We start from the raw sequence: 19,248 nt of genomic DNA, 5'->3' as shown, positions 1-19,248 counted from the left end.
GGGAGAAACAGTTACATATAGGGAAGGGGATCTTTAAAAATGTTTTTAACACTTCAAATAGTTCAAGAATCAGAAAAAGAAATATTGCGTAATTTGTATGCACTATATCTTCATGACCTCTCTACATTTACTCCTAATATAACGATTGAGGCAAATGGATTTTTCGAATACGAAGATTTGCACATGTTTTGGGAAAATGACGGAATCACTCCGTATTTTATTAAAAGTGATAATGATATTGTAGGATTTTTATTACTACTGGAACGTCCTTTTTTGAAGAAGGAAAACGACTTTGGTATAAATGACATTTTCATATTGAATCAGTACAAAGGGAAAGGAATCGGTAAACAAGTTATTGCGAATGTACTAAAAGAGAAACGAGGGCAGTATTTCGTTATCGAACTTGTGAAAAATATACCAGCAGTTTCTTTTTGGAAGAAAGTATATAGGGAGCTAAACATCGAATTTGATGAGAAAACACAGTTAATTGATGATGAAGAATGTCTCGTTCAAACGTTTAAAATATAATGAAATCGATGCTCCTAGTATATTACTTTGAAATTTAACTTTATTTCGAATATACCGTTCACCCTTGAAAACATAGTATTTATCGCTTATATTTTCATATAGTATTTATTTTTAAATAAAGCAATGAACGAACCAGGGGGCGCAGTATGGCAATTAACATGAAAACAATCGAAGAATGGATTGCTGAATCAAATGCAAGACATGAAGAAGACTTTGGACACGTTGTGGAAGAAATGAAAGAAGTATGTGTCGGACTTGATAACGCGACATTAATTTATACGAAAAATGTATTTTGTTTTGGTAAAAAAGTAGAAGTCTTTTTCTTCTTCCAAGACCATGTCGTGATTGGACAAGAAAAAGACGAATATGTTGAGATTGAAAAATTAAAGTATGATGACATTACAAATAGTAACTTAAAAACAAATGACAAAAATACTACGTTAGAATTAAAGTTTGCTAACGGACAATCTATTAATTTAGATAGTTTAAATGATAACTACGGTACGAAAAATTGGTTATTTGCTAGACAAATTAAGAGTATTTTTAAGTTAATCTAGTAAAAAAGCAGACCCTTTGAGGTCTGCTTTTTATTTAATTCCTATTACACAAAGACAATCTCTTTCTTCGTAACATTGTACACTTGTAAATCCTGTTTTATAAAAGAGATTTATTAGTTCTTCGGTCGTGTTAAACTTCTTCATATGATATTGAATTTTGAAAGTTTCAGCCACTAATAAAAAGGAGCCGTCCGGTTTTAAGACGCGAAATACTTCTTTTATATCTTGTTCAACATCAGGCCAAAAATAATGAGTTTGAAAGGCGGTAATGAGATCGAAGAAGTTCGTATGATGTGGAATAGAAGAAACGCTTGCTTGTTGAACAATTACTTTTTGTTTTTGAACATCTTTTGCATTCGTCTGTATAGAATTTTTCACAGCTTGATCGGAGTAATCAATCCCATATATTTCCCTAAGTGGAGTTCGTTTTGAAAGAATGTGTATGGTTTTACCTCCACCACAGCCGATGTCTAATACGACTGCATCTGTCTTTATATGTACTTTCTGCAATGCCCAATTTATTAATCTCGTATGTGCAGCGTTCATAATACAAAGCATGGAGGAACCAATTGTTCCGCTAGGATTTTTTGCTTGCTGAATTAACCGTTGTAAAATGCTCAAGTTAAATTCTCCTTTTATGTAAGAATATATACTCATTTCGCTTTTTATAAATTAAATCCTTTAAAAAAAGCACGCCGATAGACGGCGTGCTTCTAACAATGCAAAGCCCCTTTTAACCAATTCCGCGCCCGATATGCCCCAACTGGAACTTGAATAAGAGATGTTTCATTTCCAGCATCTATTCCGTACAATTGATCACATGAATTTGTATCAAAACTAAGTAAAGGATGCCCGCCCATCCCCATCGCGGTCGCTGCAAAAACGAGTTTATGAACGAGTATACCTGCTTCCATTTGATGAATACGGTACCCTCTATAGCCTAATGCATTTGTATAATAATCTTTCTTTCCGACTACATGTAGGCAAAGTGGTACTTGAAAAAGGTTTACGTTATCCATCGTCATACTAGACTGAAGTGGGTAGCGAAGGTCTCCATATCGAATTGGTTGTATGGAATGTGTTTTACTGTTATAAGCGTAAGCTCCGTTTTCAATATTTTTCACGTTATAAAAACATCCATATAAGGAGACGCGTGTATTTTTATTTGTATACTTACCGTCAAGGTCGTTGTAATAGGGGAAGGAGAGGCTCGCTTCTTGTAGTAAAGTAGCGAGCTCGGCTGCATCCCATTTCGTTAAAGTAAAGTCAGCATCAGGGGAATACCGTTTTCTGCAAAGTTGCAAGAAATCATAAGATAAACGCTCTACTTTCGGCAGTTGTACAGCGTACGTATTATGTTGATAGTGCTCTTCATCATGTAGCGTTTTGAAGTGTGCTGTTGATTCAATCATAGAAGCTTCATTTATTTTTGTTATCATCGGATATTCATTTACATGTTTTGAGCGAACGAAATGTTCATGTGCAAGTGGCGGAATTTGTTGCAACAACTCATGAGAAGTAACTGTTTTATTTTCACGGTAATCATTGTGAAACCAATTAGTTTCTAGCTCTGTACTTAAAGGAATAACGGCATACACACTTTCTTCGCCTTCTGATAATCCGAGTAAATGGTTCAGTGCACGGTCTAGAAATTGAAAGTATACGCCGTTCGTATAACCGAACTGTTTTGCACATTCTAGTAATTGTCCAATGAGAACCCCGCTATCTAATCCTTGAAGTCGATATGAAAAGTTATTGTATTTAAAGAAGTTTTTCCAAAACATAGTGGATACGAATGCAGCACCGAAACAATCATGTATATTACAGCGATTACCGAGTACGTCTGCCAAATAAGAATCGAAATTTCCTTCGCGAAGTAAAATAAGTCGGTGATGCGCGGCGTCATAATGGTAAATGCCGTCTGGATAATCGTCAATCTTTAAATAGATATACAATTCATTCGGGTATAAGGCACCGCCTGAAGGAATGGATCTACGTAATACATTTCTCTCGCTATTTAGCTGACATAATTGTGTTACACCAAATGAATACCAAAGGTAGTGACCAATTTCATTTAGAGTAGGTGTAGTAGAAGAGTTCGATAAAGATAACGGGATTTCTAAGGAGAGCGGGATGGTAGGTACATTTCGATATAATTTATAAGGAAGCGGTGCGTCTTTCCAGTCCACCTCATGATTCGGCATAATTTCATCGATAGAGAAATGGAGATGATGTAAAAAAGTATCTAGCTGCATGAAATCCCTCCTTTACTATGGAAACGGATGTGGATGTGGATTTAATCTTTCATTCGTTAAAGGTTCGTCTGTATATCCAAGTGTCATCGGTACGGTATATACCCGGTCCAGTCCTGTAACTCGAGTAAGATGGTGACCAAACGTCATCGGTAGCATGCCTGGAATAATAACTTTTACACAATGTAATCCATTCTTTTCTATGAGGGGAACGGTTTGATCTACAACGATTATTTCAAGATTAGATTGATGCAAACGATTTAAAAGTTGGTGGAGATCGGATGTTAAATCCATATCAAATGATTGTGATACATTCATTTCTTGGAACGTTTGCACCGGTGCATCTTCCCGTAAAAGGAAGTGAAGACGTTCTTCCGTTTCTTTCAATCCATACAGCATACTATGGTCTTCCATTTTATTAACGAAATAAGGATCTTGTAAGCATTTTTCGTAGTATTCTCTTTTGTGCTCGAGCTCATCGTCTGTTATAAGTAACATGCCTGCTATTTCTTGAATGGCGCTTTTTAAAGCTCGAATAGGATCTAAATGAGCGCCTCCCGCACAAACAACGTTCATTCCATTTTCACGCGTATTTTTTGCAATTACCCATAAGCTCGGAATGCCGTGTTCCATCGTCGCGTTAAAAGCGTGTAATTCATATCCGGTAATCGTACGTAACCGCTGAATCATTAATTGTAATTCCGTATCATTTGCTGAATTAAGATCCAGGCGGGGAAGAGGTAATTCGGCATACCAAGTGAGTAAGAAGGCATCACGCTCTACAATTTCTAAAATGCCGTGAAAAATCGCTTCTTCTAAACTACCGCCAATTGCACATCCATTTGATGTTTCATACACGAAAGCATCTCGATGACCGAGGCTATAATAAGCAATTGATTCAGGAACTAAAAGCGGTCTGTTTTGTGATAAAGAATATCCCCATACCCAGTTTTGCTCATAATCAGGATCAAACGGTTTAAATGGAAAATTATCACGATTGTAATGTTCATTTGTATGTACACCGAGTGTGAGGGGATTTAGTGCATGTTCCTCTAAATCATGAAAACTACCATGCACATTTGTCTTTTTCCCACGAGGCGACATACCGCAATATCGTTCTAAACCTTCTAAAATGGCAGTTGCTTCACTCACTGCAAATGAATGAGTTCGGCCTGCAACACCTTCATTTCCAAACATTAATGGCATGTTTATAATGACGTCAGCGAATGGTAATAAAGAATGCTGCATTTTGCCGTTCAACATACCGACCCGATAATCTAAATAGTCTCTCGTTAAAAATGTGTTTAATTCATGAATGGAACGGCAGCGATACGTTTCGGTGCTTACTTTTAAACTTGGTTGTAAAGAAACTTCCGCCGCATCCGCAGTATCATCAGGTAAATTACTACATACAGGACAGAGAGGATCTGGAAGAAAAGAATGCCGCGTACATTGTAATGTTTGTAAGTTTAGTAAAATAAGTTCATTTTCTAAAGAAGAATGGTTATGAGTTAATATTTTTTCTGTTTCTGCGCAAATAAGATGGCACATTTGCAACATTCCATTTTGGGTGGCACGTACATCACGTCTCGTTACATTATCTGCTTTAAAGGCATATTTCCGCTGTAGTTCCCACATTTCTTTTTGATCAAAGCCAGCGATAAAACGGCGTCCATCAGAACAATGGGAACATCCGGGCGTAAGAGGATGAATGTAAGGACCGATAATACCTTCGCCAAATGAAGTAAAACCACGTAGCCACGGAATATGATTTGACCGAAAAATTAGCTCAGCGTCATGATGAATAGTAGAAGGAGATCCATCATGTAATACGAGAGCGAGATAAATATTTTCAGGAAGTTCTTCTGTAAGGGTATGCTGACGAATGATGGAATATTGTTTGCATAAATGATCATGTACATAGTCTGCAAGAAGACCATCCCCTATAAGCAATATATTTTGAGTCATAGACCGTCCTCCTTTGCAATTAATACCCCATACACACCGTCTAAGTTTTCTTTCAAAAATGGTTCGATTGCTAAATCAAACACGAAGGGATAAAAATTATGTTCTTCTAAATGCTGTAAGGCAAGCTGTAAAGATTGCACACTTGGAATTTCTTCTTCCGCTTGTATTTCCACCCTAAAAGAATCCGTGTCATATAAAATAATAGATGATTCAGGCAAGATATTAGCTCTGTAAGGAGTCTCTTCACTTTGAATGTGGAGCAGTGATAGTTGTAGTGCGCTCCGTAACGCTAACGTCATATTAATATTAGATGCACCGTACCATTTATCATTTATACCAACCCAAACGACTGGAAAACTGAGAATCTCTTCACTCATTGCGATTTTAGGTGTTTCATGAATTGTAGCAAGGGCATCGTAATAAAATCTACAATGTTTATCGTGAATATCAGTTAAATCAATCGTTGTAAGTTCTTCTAGCATATGTGACTGCCGTTCATACAATTTATTATTTAAATGTTGTTGTAGTGCCCGGTAAAATCCTTCTGTCATCGTTTCTCCAGCGCCAATACCGATATCGTTATGTTCAGGAATAAGGCGGTGAATGATTTCTGCTACATATGTTTCAATTCCTGTTAAACCAGCTTCTCGGCGCGCTTCATTATGAGTCAATCCACTGCGAGTCATAAGAGGCAGAAGGGGAGCTGGGCCATCTGATAATGGATTGGCTACTTGAATATAGCATTGTGATAACGGTAATTGATATGAATCTTGTTCATCCCATACATGGAATATACCGGCTTCTTTAGAAGTTAATGAGTCGAAAAAGCGGAATACATCAGTTGAAGTATGTTGGTTGGACCGATGCTCAAGTTTTTCAGAAAGATTTTCTATCGTATCAATTGTAAAACTTTCATCAGTTGCAAGAGGGTGTTTTATAAAAGGATGCCACGTTCCTTCAAGTGTTTCATAGTTTAATAAAAAGAATTGTAATTCTTTTTCACGATATAAATCATCCGCGACATGTTTAAACAATTCAAAAACGATTACATTTGCTAACATTGCAGATGTAATTGGTGAGAAGGAATCTGATGAATTTTCATTTTGCAAAGTCGTTTCATGTAGCCGATGCCATGCGGATTCCCAGCATTCATCACGATTTTCCGTTACGACAGGTCCAGCTATACCGAGTGTTGATAAACAAATAGCTGGTATGAAATTCTTTTTCGTTTCTCTACAAATAGTGTGAACTGTTTTTAAACCGTCAATGTCTCCATTTTGAGAAACATATAAAATCCAATCAAAAGGTTCGAATACTTCATGCAAGGGACGGTCAATTGTAGTATCGATTTCTTGAATGAGTACACCGTTATCAACTTCATATGCACGTTCTATTAGCTCATGTATTCTGTCATAGTTTGTTTCATCTCGATCTGTAACGAGGTAATGAAATGTAGGTAAACCAGATTCTAATAAAGAAGAAACTAAAGAAGTAAGCATATCTCCGGAGCCAAGTACAAGGACATTTGCTCCGCGGTACGTTTCAAATTTTAAAGCACCTGAATGAGAATCAGCTTCTAAAAATTCAATTTGTGAAGCATATCTGTCGAGTAATGTACTGTTTAATTCATGAGGTGCATCTTGATTTGCATCGCGAACGAAACCATTTTCATATAAAACCTCTCCAATTTCAAATACACGATTTTGATAGGGGAGAGGGAGACCATCAGTTATTTCTGCTAAAGAATAATTACCGTTAAACATTGGCATTAATTTTTCAATCCAGTCATAAATTCCATCACCGTCCATGCGAAATGAACTGGCGTTATTTCGAAAATAGACACCCCCGTTTGAATCGGGCAGGAAGAAAGTATCCTTATTTACTTTAAGTTTTGCATGAATTGGAAGGTTATTCATTTTAATCCTCCTTACGTTTAGGCATACATTATTATCTTATGTCATGAAATTTGTCCCGTATGAACGCAAAAAAAGGCTGTAGAATGATGTATTCTACAGCCTTTATATATTAGATTATTAATCTATCAACCTTCTAATAATAATGATTTTGGATCTTCAAGCATATCTTTAACAGCAACAAGGAAGCTAACTGCTTCTTTACCATCAACAATACGGTGATCGTAAGATAAAGCAATGTACATCATTGGGCGGTTTTCCATACGCTCGTTATCAATTGCAACTGGGCGTACTTGGATTTTATGCATTCCTAAAATACCAACTTGAGGGCTATTTAGGATTGGTGTTGACATTAGAGAACCGAATACACCACCGTTTGTAATTGTAAATGTACCACCTTGTAGTTCTTTTAATGAAAGTTTGTTATCGCGTGCTTTCATACCTAAATTACGAATTTCACTTTCGATTTCAGCGAAGTTTAATTGGTTAGCATCGCGTACAACTGGAACAACTAATCCATCTGGAGCTGCTACTGCAATACCGATATCATAGAATTTTTTGATGATAAGCTCGTCACCTTGAATTTCAGCATTTAATAATGGGAACTGTTTTAATGCTGCAACAACTGCTTTTGTGAAGAATGACATGAAGCCGAGACGTACATCATGTTTTTTCTCGAAAGCGTCTTTACGCTCTTTACGTAATTCCATGATCGCACTCATATCAACTTCGTTAAATGTTGTTAACATTGCAGATGTTTGTTGAACTTCTACAAGGCGTTTTGCAATTGTTTGACGGCGGCGGGACATTTTCACGCGCTCAACTGGTTTTTCGAATTCTGTTTTTGCAACTGGAGCAGGAGCTGGACTTTTTGGAGCAGCTGGTGCTTCTTTTGGTGCGGCAGCATGAGCTTGTACATCATGTGGTCTCACGCGTCCAAGTGGATCTGTACTACGTACGTCGTTTAAGTCGATTCCTAATTCACGAGCCATTTTTCTAGCAGCTGGTGATGCGATAGGACGGTTCGTATTTGGTAAGCCTTGTAGACCCGTAGCTTGTTCAGCATTTGGAGCCGCAGCTTTCGGTGCTTCAGCTGTTTCTTGTTTTGCTTGCTCAGCAGGTGGTGCAGGTGTACTTACTGCAACCGGTGCTCCATTAGCATCTAAAATTGCGATAGTTGCGCCAACTTCAACTGTATCCCCAGGTTCGCCTAGTAACTTCGATACAATACCTGAATCTTCTGCAATGATTTCTACATTGACTTTATCAGTTTCAAGCTCAACAACGCTGCCGCCTTTCTCAACTTTGTCGCCTACGTTGATAAGCCATTGTGAAATAGTTCCTTCGGTAATAGATTCTGCAAGCTCAGGTACTTTAATTTCGATCATTTTAAATGTCCTCCCCTTATTTGCCTAACGGTGTGTTTTTTCTTCTTTTGTCTTCGGTAATCTCCATTTGTTAGCCTGGCCTTGGGCAGAATATCTGCCCAGGGAACAAGCTAGAAACCTTCATTATTACTTTTTAGTTGCTGAAAACTTCAATTTCTTGTTTATCTTGACGGAAGTTATACTTCACATCTAAAGCGTGTGCAACAATTAGTTCTTGCTCAGCTTTGTGAGCGAATGGATCGCCGCCAGATGGACTAGAGCGATCAGGACGTCCAATGTAACCTGTTTTTACTTTATCTCCAGCAAGTTCGAACAGAATTGGAGCCATGTAATGCCATGCGCCCATATTACGAGGTTCTTCTTGAACCCAAATGATTTCTTCTAAGTTTTTAAAGCGTTTAATAATAGATTGAACTTTCTCAGCAGGGAATGGGTACAATTGCTCGATACGAACGACATGAACTTCGTCTAAGTTGTACTCATGTTTACCAGACTCGATTTCTGCTGCTAAGTCAATCGCCATTTTACCTGTGCTTAAAACAAGACGTTTTACTTTATTTGGTTTCATGCCAAGGTGTTCTTGTTCTAAAGCAGGTTGGAAACGTCCTTCGCTTAACTGACTAGCAGTTGAAAGCGTAAGTGGGTGACGTAATAAACTCTTCGGCGTCATAAGTACTAATGGTCGAACAGCTTCTGTTCCTAAGATAGATGCTTGACGACGCAGGATATGGAAGTACTGTGCCGCGCTCGTTAAGTTTGCAACTGTCCAGTTATTTTCAGCAGCTAACTGTAAGAAACGCTCTGGACGTGCACTAGAGTGCTCTGGTCCTTGACCTTCATAACCGTGTGGTAATAGAAGAACTAAACCAGATTTTTGACCCCATTTTGCTCTTCCAGCTGAAACATATTGATCAAATAATGCTTGCGCAGTATTTGAGAAGTCACCATATTGCGCTTCCCACATAACAAGAGTTTCTGGAGCGAATACGTTATAACCATATTCGTAACCAACAACAGCAGCCTCTGATAACGGACTGTTATGAACAGAGAATGATGCATTAATGTTTGGTAAGCGATGTAATGGTGAATATGTTTCATTTGTATCAGTATCGTGTAATACGATATGACGGTGCGCAAATGTACCACGCTGTGAATCTTGACCAGTTAAACGAATTGGCGTACCTTCTTGTAAAATAGAAGCGAATGCTAATGACTCAGCAAGTGCCCATTCAATTTTACCGTTCTCTTCTAAAGCATCTTTACGGCGCTCAAGAATTTTCTTCACTTTCGGATATACGTTAAAGCCTTCTGGCCAAGATAGTAGACCTTCATTAATTGCACGAAGTGAATCAATCTCAACACCAGTATCAATTGGTTGAATGCCTTTTGCAACAACATCTGGCACTTTAACGTGAATTGTTGCATCGCTCGTATCAGCTGGCGGTACTTGTGCATAATCGGATTTTAATTGTTCTTGCGTAAACTGAGTAATTGTTTCAATCTCATCTGCATTTAGAACACCAGCAGCTTGTAATTGATCTGCATAAATTGCTCTTACAGTTGGGTGATTTTTAATTTTTTTGTACACTTGTGGTTGCGTAACCGCTGGGTCATCCATTTCGTTATGACCGTAGCGGCGGTAACCGATTAAATCGATTAAGAAGTCTTTTTTGAACAGCATGCGATATTGAATCGCAAGGTTAGCAGCTGCAAGACAAGCTTCTGGATCATCAGCGTTCACGTGAACAATCGGAATATCGAAACCTTTTGCAAGGTCACTTGAATATTTCGTAGAACGAGAATCATAGCTATCAGTTGTAAAACCAACTGCATTGTTTGCGATAACATGAATCGTTCCGCCTGTTTGATACGCGTTCAATCTGCTTAAGTTGAGCGTTTCAGATACAATACCTTGACCAGGGAATGCAGCATCACCATGAACTAAAATTACGAATGATTTTGAAATATCTTGATCTGGAAGACCAGATTTTTTACGATTCTCTTGAGCAGCACGTGCGAAACCTTCTACTACAGGATTCACGAACTCAAGATGACTCGGGTTATTTGCTAATGTCACGCGAGTGCTAACTTCTTCGTTACTAACGACTTGTTCTCTACCTAGGTGGTATTTTACGTCGCCAGTCCAGCCAGAATTGGCTACTGCGCCTTCTATTTTTGCATGTTTGAACTCAGCAAACATGTGACTATATGGTTTTTCTAATACGTGAGCAAGTACGCTTAGACGACCGCGGTGAGCCATACCAATCATGACATCCTCTACGCCGTTCTTAGCACCTTCTAGAACAATTTCATCTAAAACAGGCACAAGCATATCAACGCCCTCGATAGAGAAACGTTTTTGCCCAACGAATGTTTTATGCAAGAATTGCTCGAAACCTTCAACAGCTGTTAAACGTTTTAAAAGAGCAGTTCGTTTTTTATTTGATAGTGGTTGACGCAATGAATTTGATTCCACCATTTGATGCAACCACGTGCGTTCTTCACTATCTTGTATATGAGAAAATTCATAAGCTAAAGATTTTGTATAAACGTCTTTTAATCTATGAATTACATCAAGTGCAGTGTGAATACCTTCTGGTGCATCTTGCCATACTGTTTTCGCTGGAATCGCTTTCAAGTCAGCATCGCTCAGTTCGTTCATTGCTTTCTCAAGAAGAGATTGTCCATTTGCAGCATCTTCCATCGGGTTGATGTGAGCCAACGTGTGCCCGAAAGAACGAATCTGCTCAACAAGTTGAACGACTTTAAGAATTTTTTCAATGTTACCTGTGTTTTGAGGAGAAAAATGTGTTGCTGTGTTGTCCCCTGTTACGACATCATCTTGAAACGAAGGAGCTCCAAAAATTTCAAAAAGCTCTTGTAATTCCGGATCAACAGAACCTGCTCCAGTTACGTAAAGATCATACTGTTCAATCACATAACCAAGGTTCGGACCGTGGAACTTGGCCCAAGGGTTTGTCGTTGTATTCTTCCTCGTCATTTGTTTAAACCTCCCAATGCATATAATCCTTTTCCATACAAAGGTGCATTTTGCTCTTTTTCAATAAGTAATGAATCAATAATCAATGTAAATGTTTTCTTTACTCTTATGTTATTACAATAATTTACATAATACCAAACACTATTACTTATCTGTTTTGTAAAAAAACATTCACAATAACTTATCACCCAAGTTAATCTTTCACTTTATAAAGTAATTTTACAGAAAAATGGGGTGGATATATTTGGTATACCTACATTGAAAACTAGAATTGTTACATGTAAATATAAGTATAATCATTGGAATGTTTTGATAAAAGTTGATTCGAATTATGTATATTGAAATAATAAGCGCTTTCATAGATATTATACAACAATATAACGGAATATAGTATAAAAAATAAAAAATTATGAATTTACCATAAACTTTATTTCGATAGTGTTAAATATCGAAAGGAAAATGAAGGATTTCTACAAAAAAAGTTGCTAAACATAAAAAATGCTCCATAAACAGTTAGTTTCTATAAATATGACGAAAAACACCGTAAAACAAATAACGCATTTTGTGAAATAAAGAAATAAATGAAATATTTTAAAAGGATAAAACAAATATGGAGATATTAAATTTTAAAAAAGGTGAGGAGGAAATATAGTAACGATTACATACAGTGTTCCATGTTTTATTAAAAAATAGACGTGCTGAAATCGAACAAGTTTCTTCTATATAAATAGAACGAAAACTGATTGAAATAAATGTAAAGGAACCTTGACGTAAAGTTTACTTTACATATATACTCGATATATGGGAGGAGGGAGAAATTTCCTTGGAAAATAAAATGGTCGAATACCGAAAGAAATTTGGACTATCTCAAGAAAAACTGGCCGAGAAACTCGGGGTTTCCAGACAAACCATTATCTCAATTGAAAAAGGGAAATACGATCCATCACTTCCGCTAGCATTTGAAATAGCAAAAACATTTCAGACAACGATAGAACATGTATTTATTTATGAAGGAAAAGAAGGGGAGGAGTAAGAATGAACTATTCACAAAAGTACTTTGTAATCATGGGAATTATCTTTCTATTTATGAGTGGATTTATGATATTAACAGGTATAATGACGCATTCTGCACCGCCGGCTATAACGTATCCATTGCTTGGGATGATGATTATGAGTTTCTGCCTAAGCTACTTACACCCACAATTTAAAGAAAAAGATGAGCGAATGAAACTCATTCGTTATAAAGGAATGTTTGTAACCTTTTTTGCATTAACAGCATATTATCTTCTTTTCTCTATCGGCTTAAACTTAAAAATACTTACACTATCTGCTACTGAATTATTGAATATACTTATGGCACTTACGATGAGTACCGTCTTTATCTCATTTGTTGTTTTGGCAAAAAGATATTAAGATGGAAGAGAGAAAGGAAGATTAACATATGCAAATGATGTATGCTTTTGGCATTGGGCTTGTATTATTTTTAGCCGTATTCTTATTTATTCGTAAAGATGTTCAAGGTGGGACATTAACGAAGCGAGGATTTTATAAATTAATCGGCTGTTTAGTTGTTATGCTTATAGCGATTATTGTAATGATTGTTTTAATAAGTCAGTCACTATAGAAGGTAAAACGGAACCTTACTTTGGTAAGGTTTTTTCTTATGTTTTAACCTGAAAATTACGGCTAAATCCATTTACTGTAAATGATTTGTATTATATAATCCAATGAAATGATAGATAAGGAGTGTAGTATATGAATAAAAAAACTATCTTCTATTTATTAACTTGTCTACTACTTGTAGCTAGTACTACTTATATAATATGTAACAAACGAGAACAAGTGCCACCTATATTAGTATGGGACGAACAAGAATACTATGTTACGAATGAACCTGCCAAAGCTGAAGAAGTTGGGCAAAAACTTGGCGAAGTAACGAAGAAAATTAAAACAAGTAAAAAACCTACTAAAAATAGAGAATCTAATACATTACAAGAGAAAACAGAAGTATTCACAATGATTGAGGAAGAAAAAAGTGAATACCCGCCTTTAATCATAAAGGACACTTATAGTGATGAATATAGGGTAGTGAGGCCGATGTTGAAGCAAGTATTATGATGAAAAGGAGATTCATATGCAGAAAGCAACTGCGTACCCATGGTTGTTAAGAAAAACTTTTTCCTTTGCTTTATTTTGCCTCCTATCGGTGCAATTTACATTGTAATGAATAGAGGGGCACTACAAAAGAGAGACTTCATTTTATATGTATTATTTGCTGCTATTAATATATTACTTTGGTTGTCGCTTATGATTTTTGATCGGAGTATGTGGATGGTAGCAGGGCATTATATAATTGGAGCAATTGTTATTGTTTTTTCAAATATAAATAAGAGATAATCCAGCAATCTTAAAGTTGCTGGGTTTTATTTTGATATTTATAATGAAGAAACAAATTTTGAATAGAGAGTAGTGGGCGTTATGAGATGGAAAGCAGGAACGTTTGAAAAAATAGAAACGAATGACTCATCTATTGAGAAACTCATACATACATTTAAGGAACAAAACGTAAATGGCGGAGCGGTTATAAGCTGTTTTAAAGTACATAACGAAAATTTTTTCAAAGAAATACCATATTGGAAAGATGGACACGAGCACTTCTTTAGAAGAATCTTTAACTCTTTAGATATAATCAATAGCTTAGAAGAGTTAAAAATACATACGTCAGAAAAATATAAGTTGCATTTTAAAGAGCAATGGGCAGTCATGCTTGATGGTAGCATTGCCGCTCAAATTTTGTCGGGCGGAGCATATGAAGGATTTAAGGAACGACCAGTTATCGCAAAACAATTAGCAGTGAATGTATGTCAATATATGTTCCAAGATCGCTATGAAGATATTAAAGTGTTCGAAAGCTATTGCCCTTGGACAGATTGGTTTTACGATGTTGCATGGGATGTTACTTGGGTGGTGTTAGATAGTAGGGAGCGTAAAATGTGGTTCATTTGTGCTACGGATACGGATTGATAGATAAAGAGCCTTGTAGGAATGCTGCAAGGCCCTTTATTTTTTGGGAATTAATAGAAAACGAATCATATAAATGCTATACTAAAAAATGTTTGTAATGTCAGTTTCATAATATTGTATGATGCTGACTTACTAGAAAAGATAAGAGGAGAATGAGCGTGCAAAAGATAAAGAGATTATTGCTATTAATGATGGTAGTAGGATTAACAGCAGGTGTTTTAGCAGGGTGTACAAATCCGAAAGATACTACAGAAGAATTTTTAACAGCGATACAAAAAGGTGATGTAGAAAAGGCTCGTACATTTGTTGAGAGTGACAAGGAATTTAATAAACTAAATGAAAAAACAGATGATGCTGAGGCAAAAGCAATGCTAAGTGCAATTACAAAAAACTTTAAATTTGAAAAGCTAGAAGAAGTATCAAAAAAGGATGACAAAGCAGAAGTGAAAGTGAAAATTACATCTGCTGATCTATCCGTTGCTGTAACAAAAGCAGTGGGAGAAGTTATGCCAATGGCCTTCGCTAGCGCATTTAGCGAAGACAAAGAACAATCTGAAAAAGCGATCGAAAAAACAATGACCTCAACTATCATCAAAAACTTAACGGATAAAGATGCAACAATGGCAACTCGCGAAGTTACATTGAACTTAAAAAAAGACAAAGATGGCGACTATAAAATCGTTGCTGACGATAACTTGAAAGAAGTATTGTTTGCAAATGCGAAGTCTTTGGAGAAGATGTTTGGTGGGAAGTAATTGAATTAGATAAAAAAGAGACGCCATATCACGTAGAAGGTTGATATGGTGTCTCTTTTTTTATGACCCCGGAGAGGCTCGAACTCACGACCTCCACCCTGTCAAGGTGGCGCTCTCCCTGCTGAGCTACGGGATCCCAACTATAAATATTACGATCAGCAATGTGTTTTCATTTCATTCGTGTAATCGAAGGATTTGTATAATTTATTGAATATTGTAACATTTGATGTATTCCTATAATAGCAATAAACTTTAATGGTGTAAAGATTTAATTTTGTGGATATTATCATTCCAATTTTTATATAAAAAATAAGCCCCGAAGAGCTTATTTTTTATAATAATATCACCGCGATTATCAATGATATTTTCAAAAATACAATCATAAATAATGGAGCTCGTTCATGAGCTATCGTCCTGTAACTGTCATTCCTGCTGTGTAAATTGTATCTACAGAACCGTCAGCACTTACAACTTCAACTTTATAGCGATATGTTCCATTGTCTGAAATGTTTTCGCCATATCCTGTGAAAGTAGAAATTTCATCATTACTTCCAGCTGGAACCCATTGATTTTGCCAATGGAAGAAAGTATCATATTCTCCCCAGTTATCGCCATATTTTTTCTCGATGCTGACATTGTAATGAATATCTTCAGCTCGTTCATTTGTAATTCTTGCAATTACGTTTTGACCAAAGCTATATTCTGTAGCGTGTACTTGAACTGTAACACCATTCAACGTTTCGCTAGGACCACAAATATAACGACAGAACTCGCTTGCTCCGTCAGCATGTGCCTTCGGTGTATCAATGTTCATAGCTGTTAAACCACCTAAAGCTAAAGCTCCTGTTAATAATACTTTACCAAATGTTTTCACTTGAAATTCCCCCTAAGTATATTCTCAATTCGTTCCATAGATATCACATTAAGTAGTTTTATAACATTAATCTAATCGAACGCTTTTTTCCTCGAGTGTATTCGCTATGAATCTTTCATCTTGTAGTAATCTAACCTCTACATATAATTTCATAGTTTTGATCCGTATATGTATCATAATTTACATAGAATAAATCTGTTAATACGTTTTGGTTATTTACTTATCACACCTCTTTTTATTACCTTTTATTGGTAAAATGTTGACTTTATTATATACCATTATTATCTATTTACAAGAGAAAATCATACTGTATGCAAAAATGCATAATAAAAAACCACTGCTTGTATTCTGAATTACAGAATACAAGCAGTGTTGGGTTTCAATTAATATTTGAGTGGAATCTAATGCTAATTTTTTATGTTTAACAGTATACATATATCATCGTTTATTAAAGTCATAATTGATAAACCTTGTCCAGGGGACACCCTTTCTGCTGAGATACAGGATCTTCAAAAGGGAAAGTATAAGCGATTATGCTAGTAATGTATGAAGGAATAATGATGAGAAGCGAATTCAGTAGAAAGTAGTCTTTGGATGTAGAGGTTATATTATTTACGATACCAATCCAAAGGACCTTCAGCACTCAAATCAACAAGAAAAGGGAGTAAGAAATGTAAAGGTAAGCTTATAAGTTCTGGCATAGCGTTCACTGTTTTCTTTGATAGATATTGTCTCACAAAACAATACGGACAATCTTTTTCAAATGTCACGAGTATTGACCATACATCTTTTATTGTCCACTTCGTTTTACAATACGTACAACGCGCCATGAGGTTCCTCCTCATTTTAAGTTTTCTTCTAGTATACTCCATTGCATTTTACGAAAGTCAGTTGTATTTGGTGTGGTGAAATGTAAGTTGTTTTATTTTTATGTGAATCTATTTAGTCATTTATGATCAATTACATATCATTTAATATTTTTGCAGAATGATAGATTTTCAGTTTCAATATGCCAATTGGCCAATATATCCTTTTTACAATTTACTGAAAATCATGTATAACAGAGATACAAGATTATTTTATTCCGCTATTTGCGGGCAGTAAGATCCCTTACCTCAAAATTCAGCAAAAGCAAAGAAGTTAGGTTGGGGGGCGGGCTGCTCGTAAAAGCCTGATTGGTGAGGGCTGATTAAAGTTTCACTTTATAAATATTCAGAAGTAGAGGGAGAAAAGTTGTAATGGTAAGAAAAACGTTCAAGATGCGCGTGTCTAGAAATAGAACGATTTCGATTAATGGATCGATTCTTGATGTGGATGTTACACATGATGAATTTTTACAAGAGTTTGTTGAGTGGGTCGATTCTAAAGGTTGGTCGTTTATGGGGATAACAGATGAGATTACGCCCGAGGAAGCTAGTCAAAAGTTAATAGATTCGTTGATTGATGAGAAGGATAAGAAAGAGTAATTCCTTCTTATTTTTATTGTATATTTATGTTCTTTATCGTAAAAATATGATATAGTAAAAAATAGTGAAAATTCTTCCAGTTTAATACAAATTACATGTGATTGGTAGATTTATTATTTTGTTAAGGAGTAAATGGAAAAGGGAGAGTCATATGGTAAATTTTAAGAAAATTTTGGTTTTTATTACAGTTATTTGTTTGTTTTTTTTGACGCCTATAACATTGCGTGCTGAGACGAATATTGGAGTAAATCCAGAACAAGTTGCACCACCACCTGCGGAAGGGCCGAATGTTTTTAGTCAGTTTGCAACGACGATTGATGCGAAAACAGGAGATGTTTTATATGACAAAAACGCACATCACCGCGCATTTCCTGCTAGTATGACGAAAGTATTAACAGCGATTTTACTCATGGAGCATACGAAGCCAGAGGATCAATTTGCATTTTCACAATTAGCATTAGATCAAGAGAAGAGTAATTATCAAATTGAGTTCCAACCTGGGGAGACAATTAATAGAAATACTGCGCTTATGATTTTAATGGTGCTGAGTGCGAATGATGTATCGTATGCGATTGCGGAGCGGATTGGCGGGAGTGTTGAAAATTTCGCCAATATGATGAATGAGAAAGCCAAGCAATTAGGGGCGAGAGATAGTCACTTTGTAACACCGAATGGATTGCATGATCCGAATCATTATACGACGCCATATGATATGGCTATGATTACGAAAGGTGTGCAAAAGTATCCTGAAATTTTACAAGCGATGAATACGAAAAGAACGACAGTTACGACGTCTAGGCAGACGGTGTCTATTTTTAATAAATCTAATTTTTTTGAAAATCCATATAGCATTGGCGGTAAGACAGGGTTTACGAATGAAGCGCGTAATACACTTGTTTTATTAAATGAGAAAGATGGAAATCGTATTATAAATGTAGTAATGGCTTCTCAAAGACCTGAAATTTATGAAGATTTGAAGCAGATGGCGGACTATTCTTTTGGTCAATTTGTGAAGCAAACTGTACTAGATAAACATAGTTGGCATCAAAAAACAACATATTTAAATAAAGATATTAATAGTGAACTTGAAAAAAGTGCAGAACTTATGCTTAAGAAAGATGAAGGGAAAAATGTGAAAACTATTTTCCGGGCAGCTTCATTAGATAAAGAATCTTTGTATCATAAAGGAATCCATCGTGGTGAGGTAGTTGGTGCAGTTGATATTACGAAAAATAATCAAACAATTGCGACGGTAAATGTTCTTTCAACAGAAGATGTCACTTTTGTGATGCCTAAAAAATATACAACTGCGCCTGAAGTAAAAGGTTCAAATGTGAAAGTGATAAGTGTTGGGATAGGTGCGATTGTATTATTTGGAGCCATTTTATATGTAGTGCTACGCCGAAATACAAAAGGAATGAAAACAGAAGAAAAATAACGTATTAGTAAAAAGGGCTGTGGAGATTTTATCACAGTCTTTTTCTATGCTAAAAATACATTTAACTAATAATTGTAAATTTTC

19 protein-coding genes and 1 tRNA gene are annotated in these 19,248 nt (G+C 36.1%); 11 read left to right on the top strand and 9 right to left on the bottom strand.

Going from position 1 to position 19,248, the window contains the following annotated elements:
- The first annotated feature begins 39 nt into the window (after nucleotides 1-39).
- The gene (locus C4S65_RS05810) at nucleotides 40-528 is read left to right on the top strand and encodes a GNAT family N-acetyltransferase (RefSeq protein ID WP_061668027.1); all 489 of its coding nucleotides are present in this window, start codon (nucleotides 40-42) and stop codon (nucleotides 526-528) included.
- Between the two features lie 146 nt (nucleotides 529-674).
- Nucleotides 675-1,085 (top strand): DUF3908 family protein, encoded by a 411-nt coding sequence (locus C4S65_RS05805; RefSeq protein WP_000996783.1) that lies wholly within the window; start codon nucleotides 675-677, stop codon nucleotides 1,083-1,085.
- A 30-nt stretch (nucleotides 1,086-1,115) separates the two neighbouring features.
- Here the strand turns inward: C4S65_RS05805 and C4S65_RS05800 are convergent, their stop codons facing one another.
- From C4S65_RS05800 to odhA, 6 genes are all read right to left on the bottom strand, one after another.
- Nucleotides 1,116-1,706: a class I SAM-dependent methyltransferase gene (locus C4S65_RS05800; RefSeq protein ID WP_098838638.1), complete on the bottom strand. Its 591-nt coding sequence runs from the start codon at nucleotides 1,704-1,706 to the stop codon at nucleotides 1,116-1,118.
- 92 nt (nucleotides 1,707-1,798) lie between these two features.
- Complete coding sequence (locus C4S65_RS05795; RefSeq protein WP_098838639.1) at nucleotides 1,799-3,340, bottom strand: SagB family peptide dehydrogenase; 1,542 nt, start codon at nucleotides 3,338-3,340, stop codon at nucleotides 1,799-1,801.
- Between the two features lie 15 nt (nucleotides 3,341-3,355).
- The gene (locus C4S65_RS05790) at nucleotides 3,356-5,305 is read right to left on the bottom strand and encodes a TOMM precursor leader peptide-binding protein (RefSeq protein ID WP_098838640.1); all 1,950 of its coding nucleotides are present in this window, start codon (nucleotides 5,303-5,305) and stop codon (nucleotides 3,356-3,358) included.
- Complete coding sequence (locus C4S65_RS05785; RefSeq protein WP_061668023.1) at nucleotides 5,302-7,221, bottom strand: putative thiazole-containing bacteriocin maturation protein; 1,920 nt, start codon at nucleotides 7,219-7,221, stop codon at nucleotides 5,302-5,304. The genes C4S65_RS05790 and C4S65_RS05785 overlap by 4 nt, the downstream gene beginning before the upstream one ends.
- A gap of 125 nt (nucleotides 7,222-7,346) precedes the next feature.
- Nucleotides 7,347-8,606 (bottom strand): 2-oxoglutarate dehydrogenase complex dihydrolipoyllysine-residue succinyltransferase, encoded by a 1,260-nt coding sequence (odhB, locus tag C4S65_RS05780; RefSeq protein WP_098301434.1) that lies wholly within the window; start codon nucleotides 8,604-8,606, stop codon nucleotides 7,347-7,349.
- Between the two features lie 133 nt (nucleotides 8,607-8,739).
- On the bottom strand, nucleotides 8,740-11,607 hold the full coding sequence (gene odhA, locus C4S65_RS05775) for a 2-oxoglutarate dehydrogenase E1 component (RefSeq protein ID WP_097888304.1): 2,868 nt from the start codon (nucleotides 11,605-11,607) through the stop codon (nucleotides 8,740-8,742).
- An 823-nt stretch (nucleotides 11,608-12,430) separates the two neighbouring features.
- Here odhA and C4S65_RS05770 point away from each other — a divergent pair.
- The 7 genes from C4S65_RS05770 to C4S65_RS05740 all read left to right on the top strand — a co-directional run bounded on the left by C4S65_RS05770 (nucleotide 12,431) and on the right by C4S65_RS05740 (nucleotide 15,386).
- Complete coding sequence (locus C4S65_RS05770) at nucleotides 12,431-12,640, top strand: helix-turn-helix transcriptional regulator (protein WP_000428510.1); 210 nt, start codon at nucleotides 12,431-12,433, stop codon at nucleotides 12,638-12,640.
- 2 nt (nucleotides 12,641-12,642) lie between these two features.
- The gene (locus C4S65_RS05765) at nucleotides 12,643-13,020 is read left to right on the top strand and encodes a hypothetical protein (protein ID WP_001109901.1); all 378 of its coding nucleotides are present in this window, start codon (nucleotides 12,643-12,645) and stop codon (nucleotides 13,018-13,020) included.
- 28 nt (nucleotides 13,021-13,048) lie between these two features.
- On the top strand, nucleotides 13,049-13,231 hold the full coding sequence (locus tag C4S65_RS05760) for a DUF3976 domain-containing protein (protein ID WP_001178295.1): 183 nt from the start codon (nucleotides 13,049-13,051) through the stop codon (nucleotides 13,229-13,231).
- Between the two features lie 131 nt (nucleotides 13,232-13,362).
- Nucleotides 13,363-13,725: a hypothetical protein gene (locus tag C4S65_RS05755; protein ID WP_001036581.1), complete on the top strand. Its 363-nt coding sequence runs from the start codon at nucleotides 13,363-13,365 to the stop codon at nucleotides 13,723-13,725.
- 39 nt (nucleotides 13,726-13,764) lie between these two features.
- Nucleotides 13,765-14,004 carry a hypothetical protein gene (locus tag C4S65_RS05750; protein ID WP_003306512.1) on the top strand — a complete coding sequence of 80 codons (240 nt, stop codon included), beginning with the start codon at nucleotides 13,765-13,767 and terminating at the stop codon, nucleotides 14,002-14,004.
- An 81-nt stretch (nucleotides 14,005-14,085) separates the two neighbouring features.
- Complete coding sequence (locus C4S65_RS05745) at nucleotides 14,086-14,631, top strand: hypothetical protein (protein ID WP_061668021.1); 546 nt, start codon at nucleotides 14,086-14,088, stop codon at nucleotides 14,629-14,631.
- Nucleotides 14,632-14,789: 158 nt separating this feature from the next.
- Entirely contained in the window at nucleotides 14,790-15,386 is a 597-nt protein-coding gene (locus tag C4S65_RS05740) for a hypothetical protein (RefSeq protein WP_001169501.1), read from the top strand.
- A gap of 63 nt (nucleotides 15,387-15,449) precedes the next feature.
- Here C4S65_RS05740 and C4S65_RS05735 read toward each other — a convergent pair.
- The 3 genes from C4S65_RS05735 to C4S65_RS05725 all read right to left on the bottom strand — a co-directional run bounded on the left by C4S65_RS05735 (nucleotide 15,450) and on the right by C4S65_RS05725 (nucleotide 17,090).
- Nucleotides 15,450-15,522 (bottom strand) — tRNA-Val (locus C4S65_RS05735).
- Between the two features lie 270 nt (nucleotides 15,523-15,792).
- A complete protein-coding gene (locus C4S65_RS05730; RefSeq protein ID WP_016082408.1) occupies nucleotides 15,793-16,260 on the bottom strand; it encodes a hypothetical protein in 468 nt (155 codons plus the stop codon).
- A gap of 608 nt (nucleotides 16,261-16,868) precedes the next feature.
- Complete coding sequence (locus tag C4S65_RS05725) at nucleotides 16,869-17,090, bottom strand: hypothetical protein (RefSeq protein WP_000090230.1); 222 nt, start codon at nucleotides 17,088-17,090, stop codon at nucleotides 16,869-16,871.
- Nucleotides 17,091-17,498: 408 nt separating this feature from the next.
- Between C4S65_RS05725 and C4S65_RS05720 the strand changes: the two genes are divergently transcribed.
- Nucleotides 17,499-17,726: a hypothetical protein gene (locus C4S65_RS05720; RefSeq protein WP_000251862.1), complete on the top strand. Its 228-nt coding sequence runs from the start codon at nucleotides 17,499-17,501 to the stop codon at nucleotides 17,724-17,726.
- A gap of 151 nt (nucleotides 17,727-17,877) precedes the next feature.
- On the top strand, nucleotides 17,878-19,164 hold the full coding sequence (locus C4S65_RS05715) for a D-alanyl-D-alanine carboxypeptidase family protein (RefSeq protein WP_103945165.1): 1,287 nt from the start codon (nucleotides 17,878-17,880) through the stop codon (nucleotides 19,162-19,164).
- Nucleotides 19,165-19,248 lie beyond the last annotated feature (84 nt).

Origin of the sequence: Bacillus sp. ok061 (assembly GCF_900108285.1) — a bacterium.
In the GTDB taxonomy this organism is placed as follows: Bacteria; Bacillota; Bacilli; order Bacillales; family Bacillaceae_G; genus Bacillus_A; species Bacillus_A thuringiensis_S.
Note: the sequence above shows the minus strand (reverse complement) of the source record. Positions and strands in the feature narration are given on the sequence as shown.

What these genes read in the sequence shown, in the direction of transcription:
- C4S65_RS05810 (WP_061668027.1), top strand. Translation starts at nt 40, where the DNA reads ATGTTTTTAACACTTCAAATAGTTCAAGAATCAGAAAAAGAAATATTG.
- C4S65_RS05805 (WP_000996783.1), top strand. Translation starts at nt 675, where the DNA reads ATGGCAATTAACATGAAAACAATCGAAGAATGGATTGCTGAATCAAAT.
- C4S65_RS05795 (WP_098838639.1), bottom strand. Translation starts at nt 3,340, where the DNA reads ATGCAGCTAGATACTTTTTTACATCATCTCCATTTCTCTATCGATGAA.
- C4S65_RS05790 (WP_098838640.1), bottom strand. Translation starts at nt 5,305, where the DNA reads ATGACTCAAAATATATTGCTTATAGGGGATGGTCTTCTTGCAGACTAT.
- C4S65_RS05785 (WP_061668023.1), bottom strand. Translation starts at nt 7,221, where the DNA reads ATGAATAACCTTCCAATTCATGCAAAACTTAAAGTAAATAAGGATACT.
- odhB (WP_098301434.1), bottom strand. Translation starts at nt 8,606, where the DNA reads ATGATCGAAATTAAAGTACCTGAGCTTGCAGAATCTATTACCGAAGGA.
- odhA (WP_097888304.1), bottom strand. Translation starts at nt 11,607, where the DNA reads ATGACGAGGAAGAATACAACGACAAACCCTTGGGCCAAGTTCCACGGT.
- C4S65_RS05765 (WP_001109901.1), top strand. Translation starts at nt 12,643, where the DNA reads ATGAACTATTCACAAAAGTACTTTGTAATCATGGGAATTATCTTTCTA.
- C4S65_RS05760 (WP_001178295.1), top strand. Translation starts at nt 13,049, where the DNA reads ATGCAAATGATGTATGCTTTTGGCATTGGGCTTGTATTATTTTTAGCC.
- C4S65_RS05755 (WP_001036581.1), top strand. Translation starts at nt 13,363, where the DNA reads ATGAATAAAAAAACTATCTTCTATTTATTAACTTGTCTACTACTTGTA.
- C4S65_RS05750 (WP_003306512.1), top strand. Translation starts at nt 13,765, where the DNA reads ATGGTTGTTAAGAAAAACTTTTTCCTTTGCTTTATTTTGCCTCCTATC.
- C4S65_RS05745 (WP_061668021.1), top strand. Translation starts at nt 14,086, where the DNA reads ATGAGATGGAAAGCAGGAACGTTTGAAAAAATAGAAACGAATGACTCA.
- C4S65_RS05725 (WP_000090230.1), bottom strand. Translation starts at nt 17,090, where the DNA reads ATGGCGCGTTGTACGTATTGTAAAACGAAGTGGACAATAAAAGATGTA.
- C4S65_RS05720 (WP_000251862.1), top strand. Translation starts at nt 17,499, where the DNA reads ATGGTAAGAAAAACGTTCAAGATGCGCGTGTCTAGAAATAGAACGATT.
- C4S65_RS05715 (WP_103945165.1), top strand. Translation starts at nt 17,878, where the DNA reads ATGGTAAATTTTAAGAAAATTTTGGTTTTTATTACAGTTATTTGTTTG.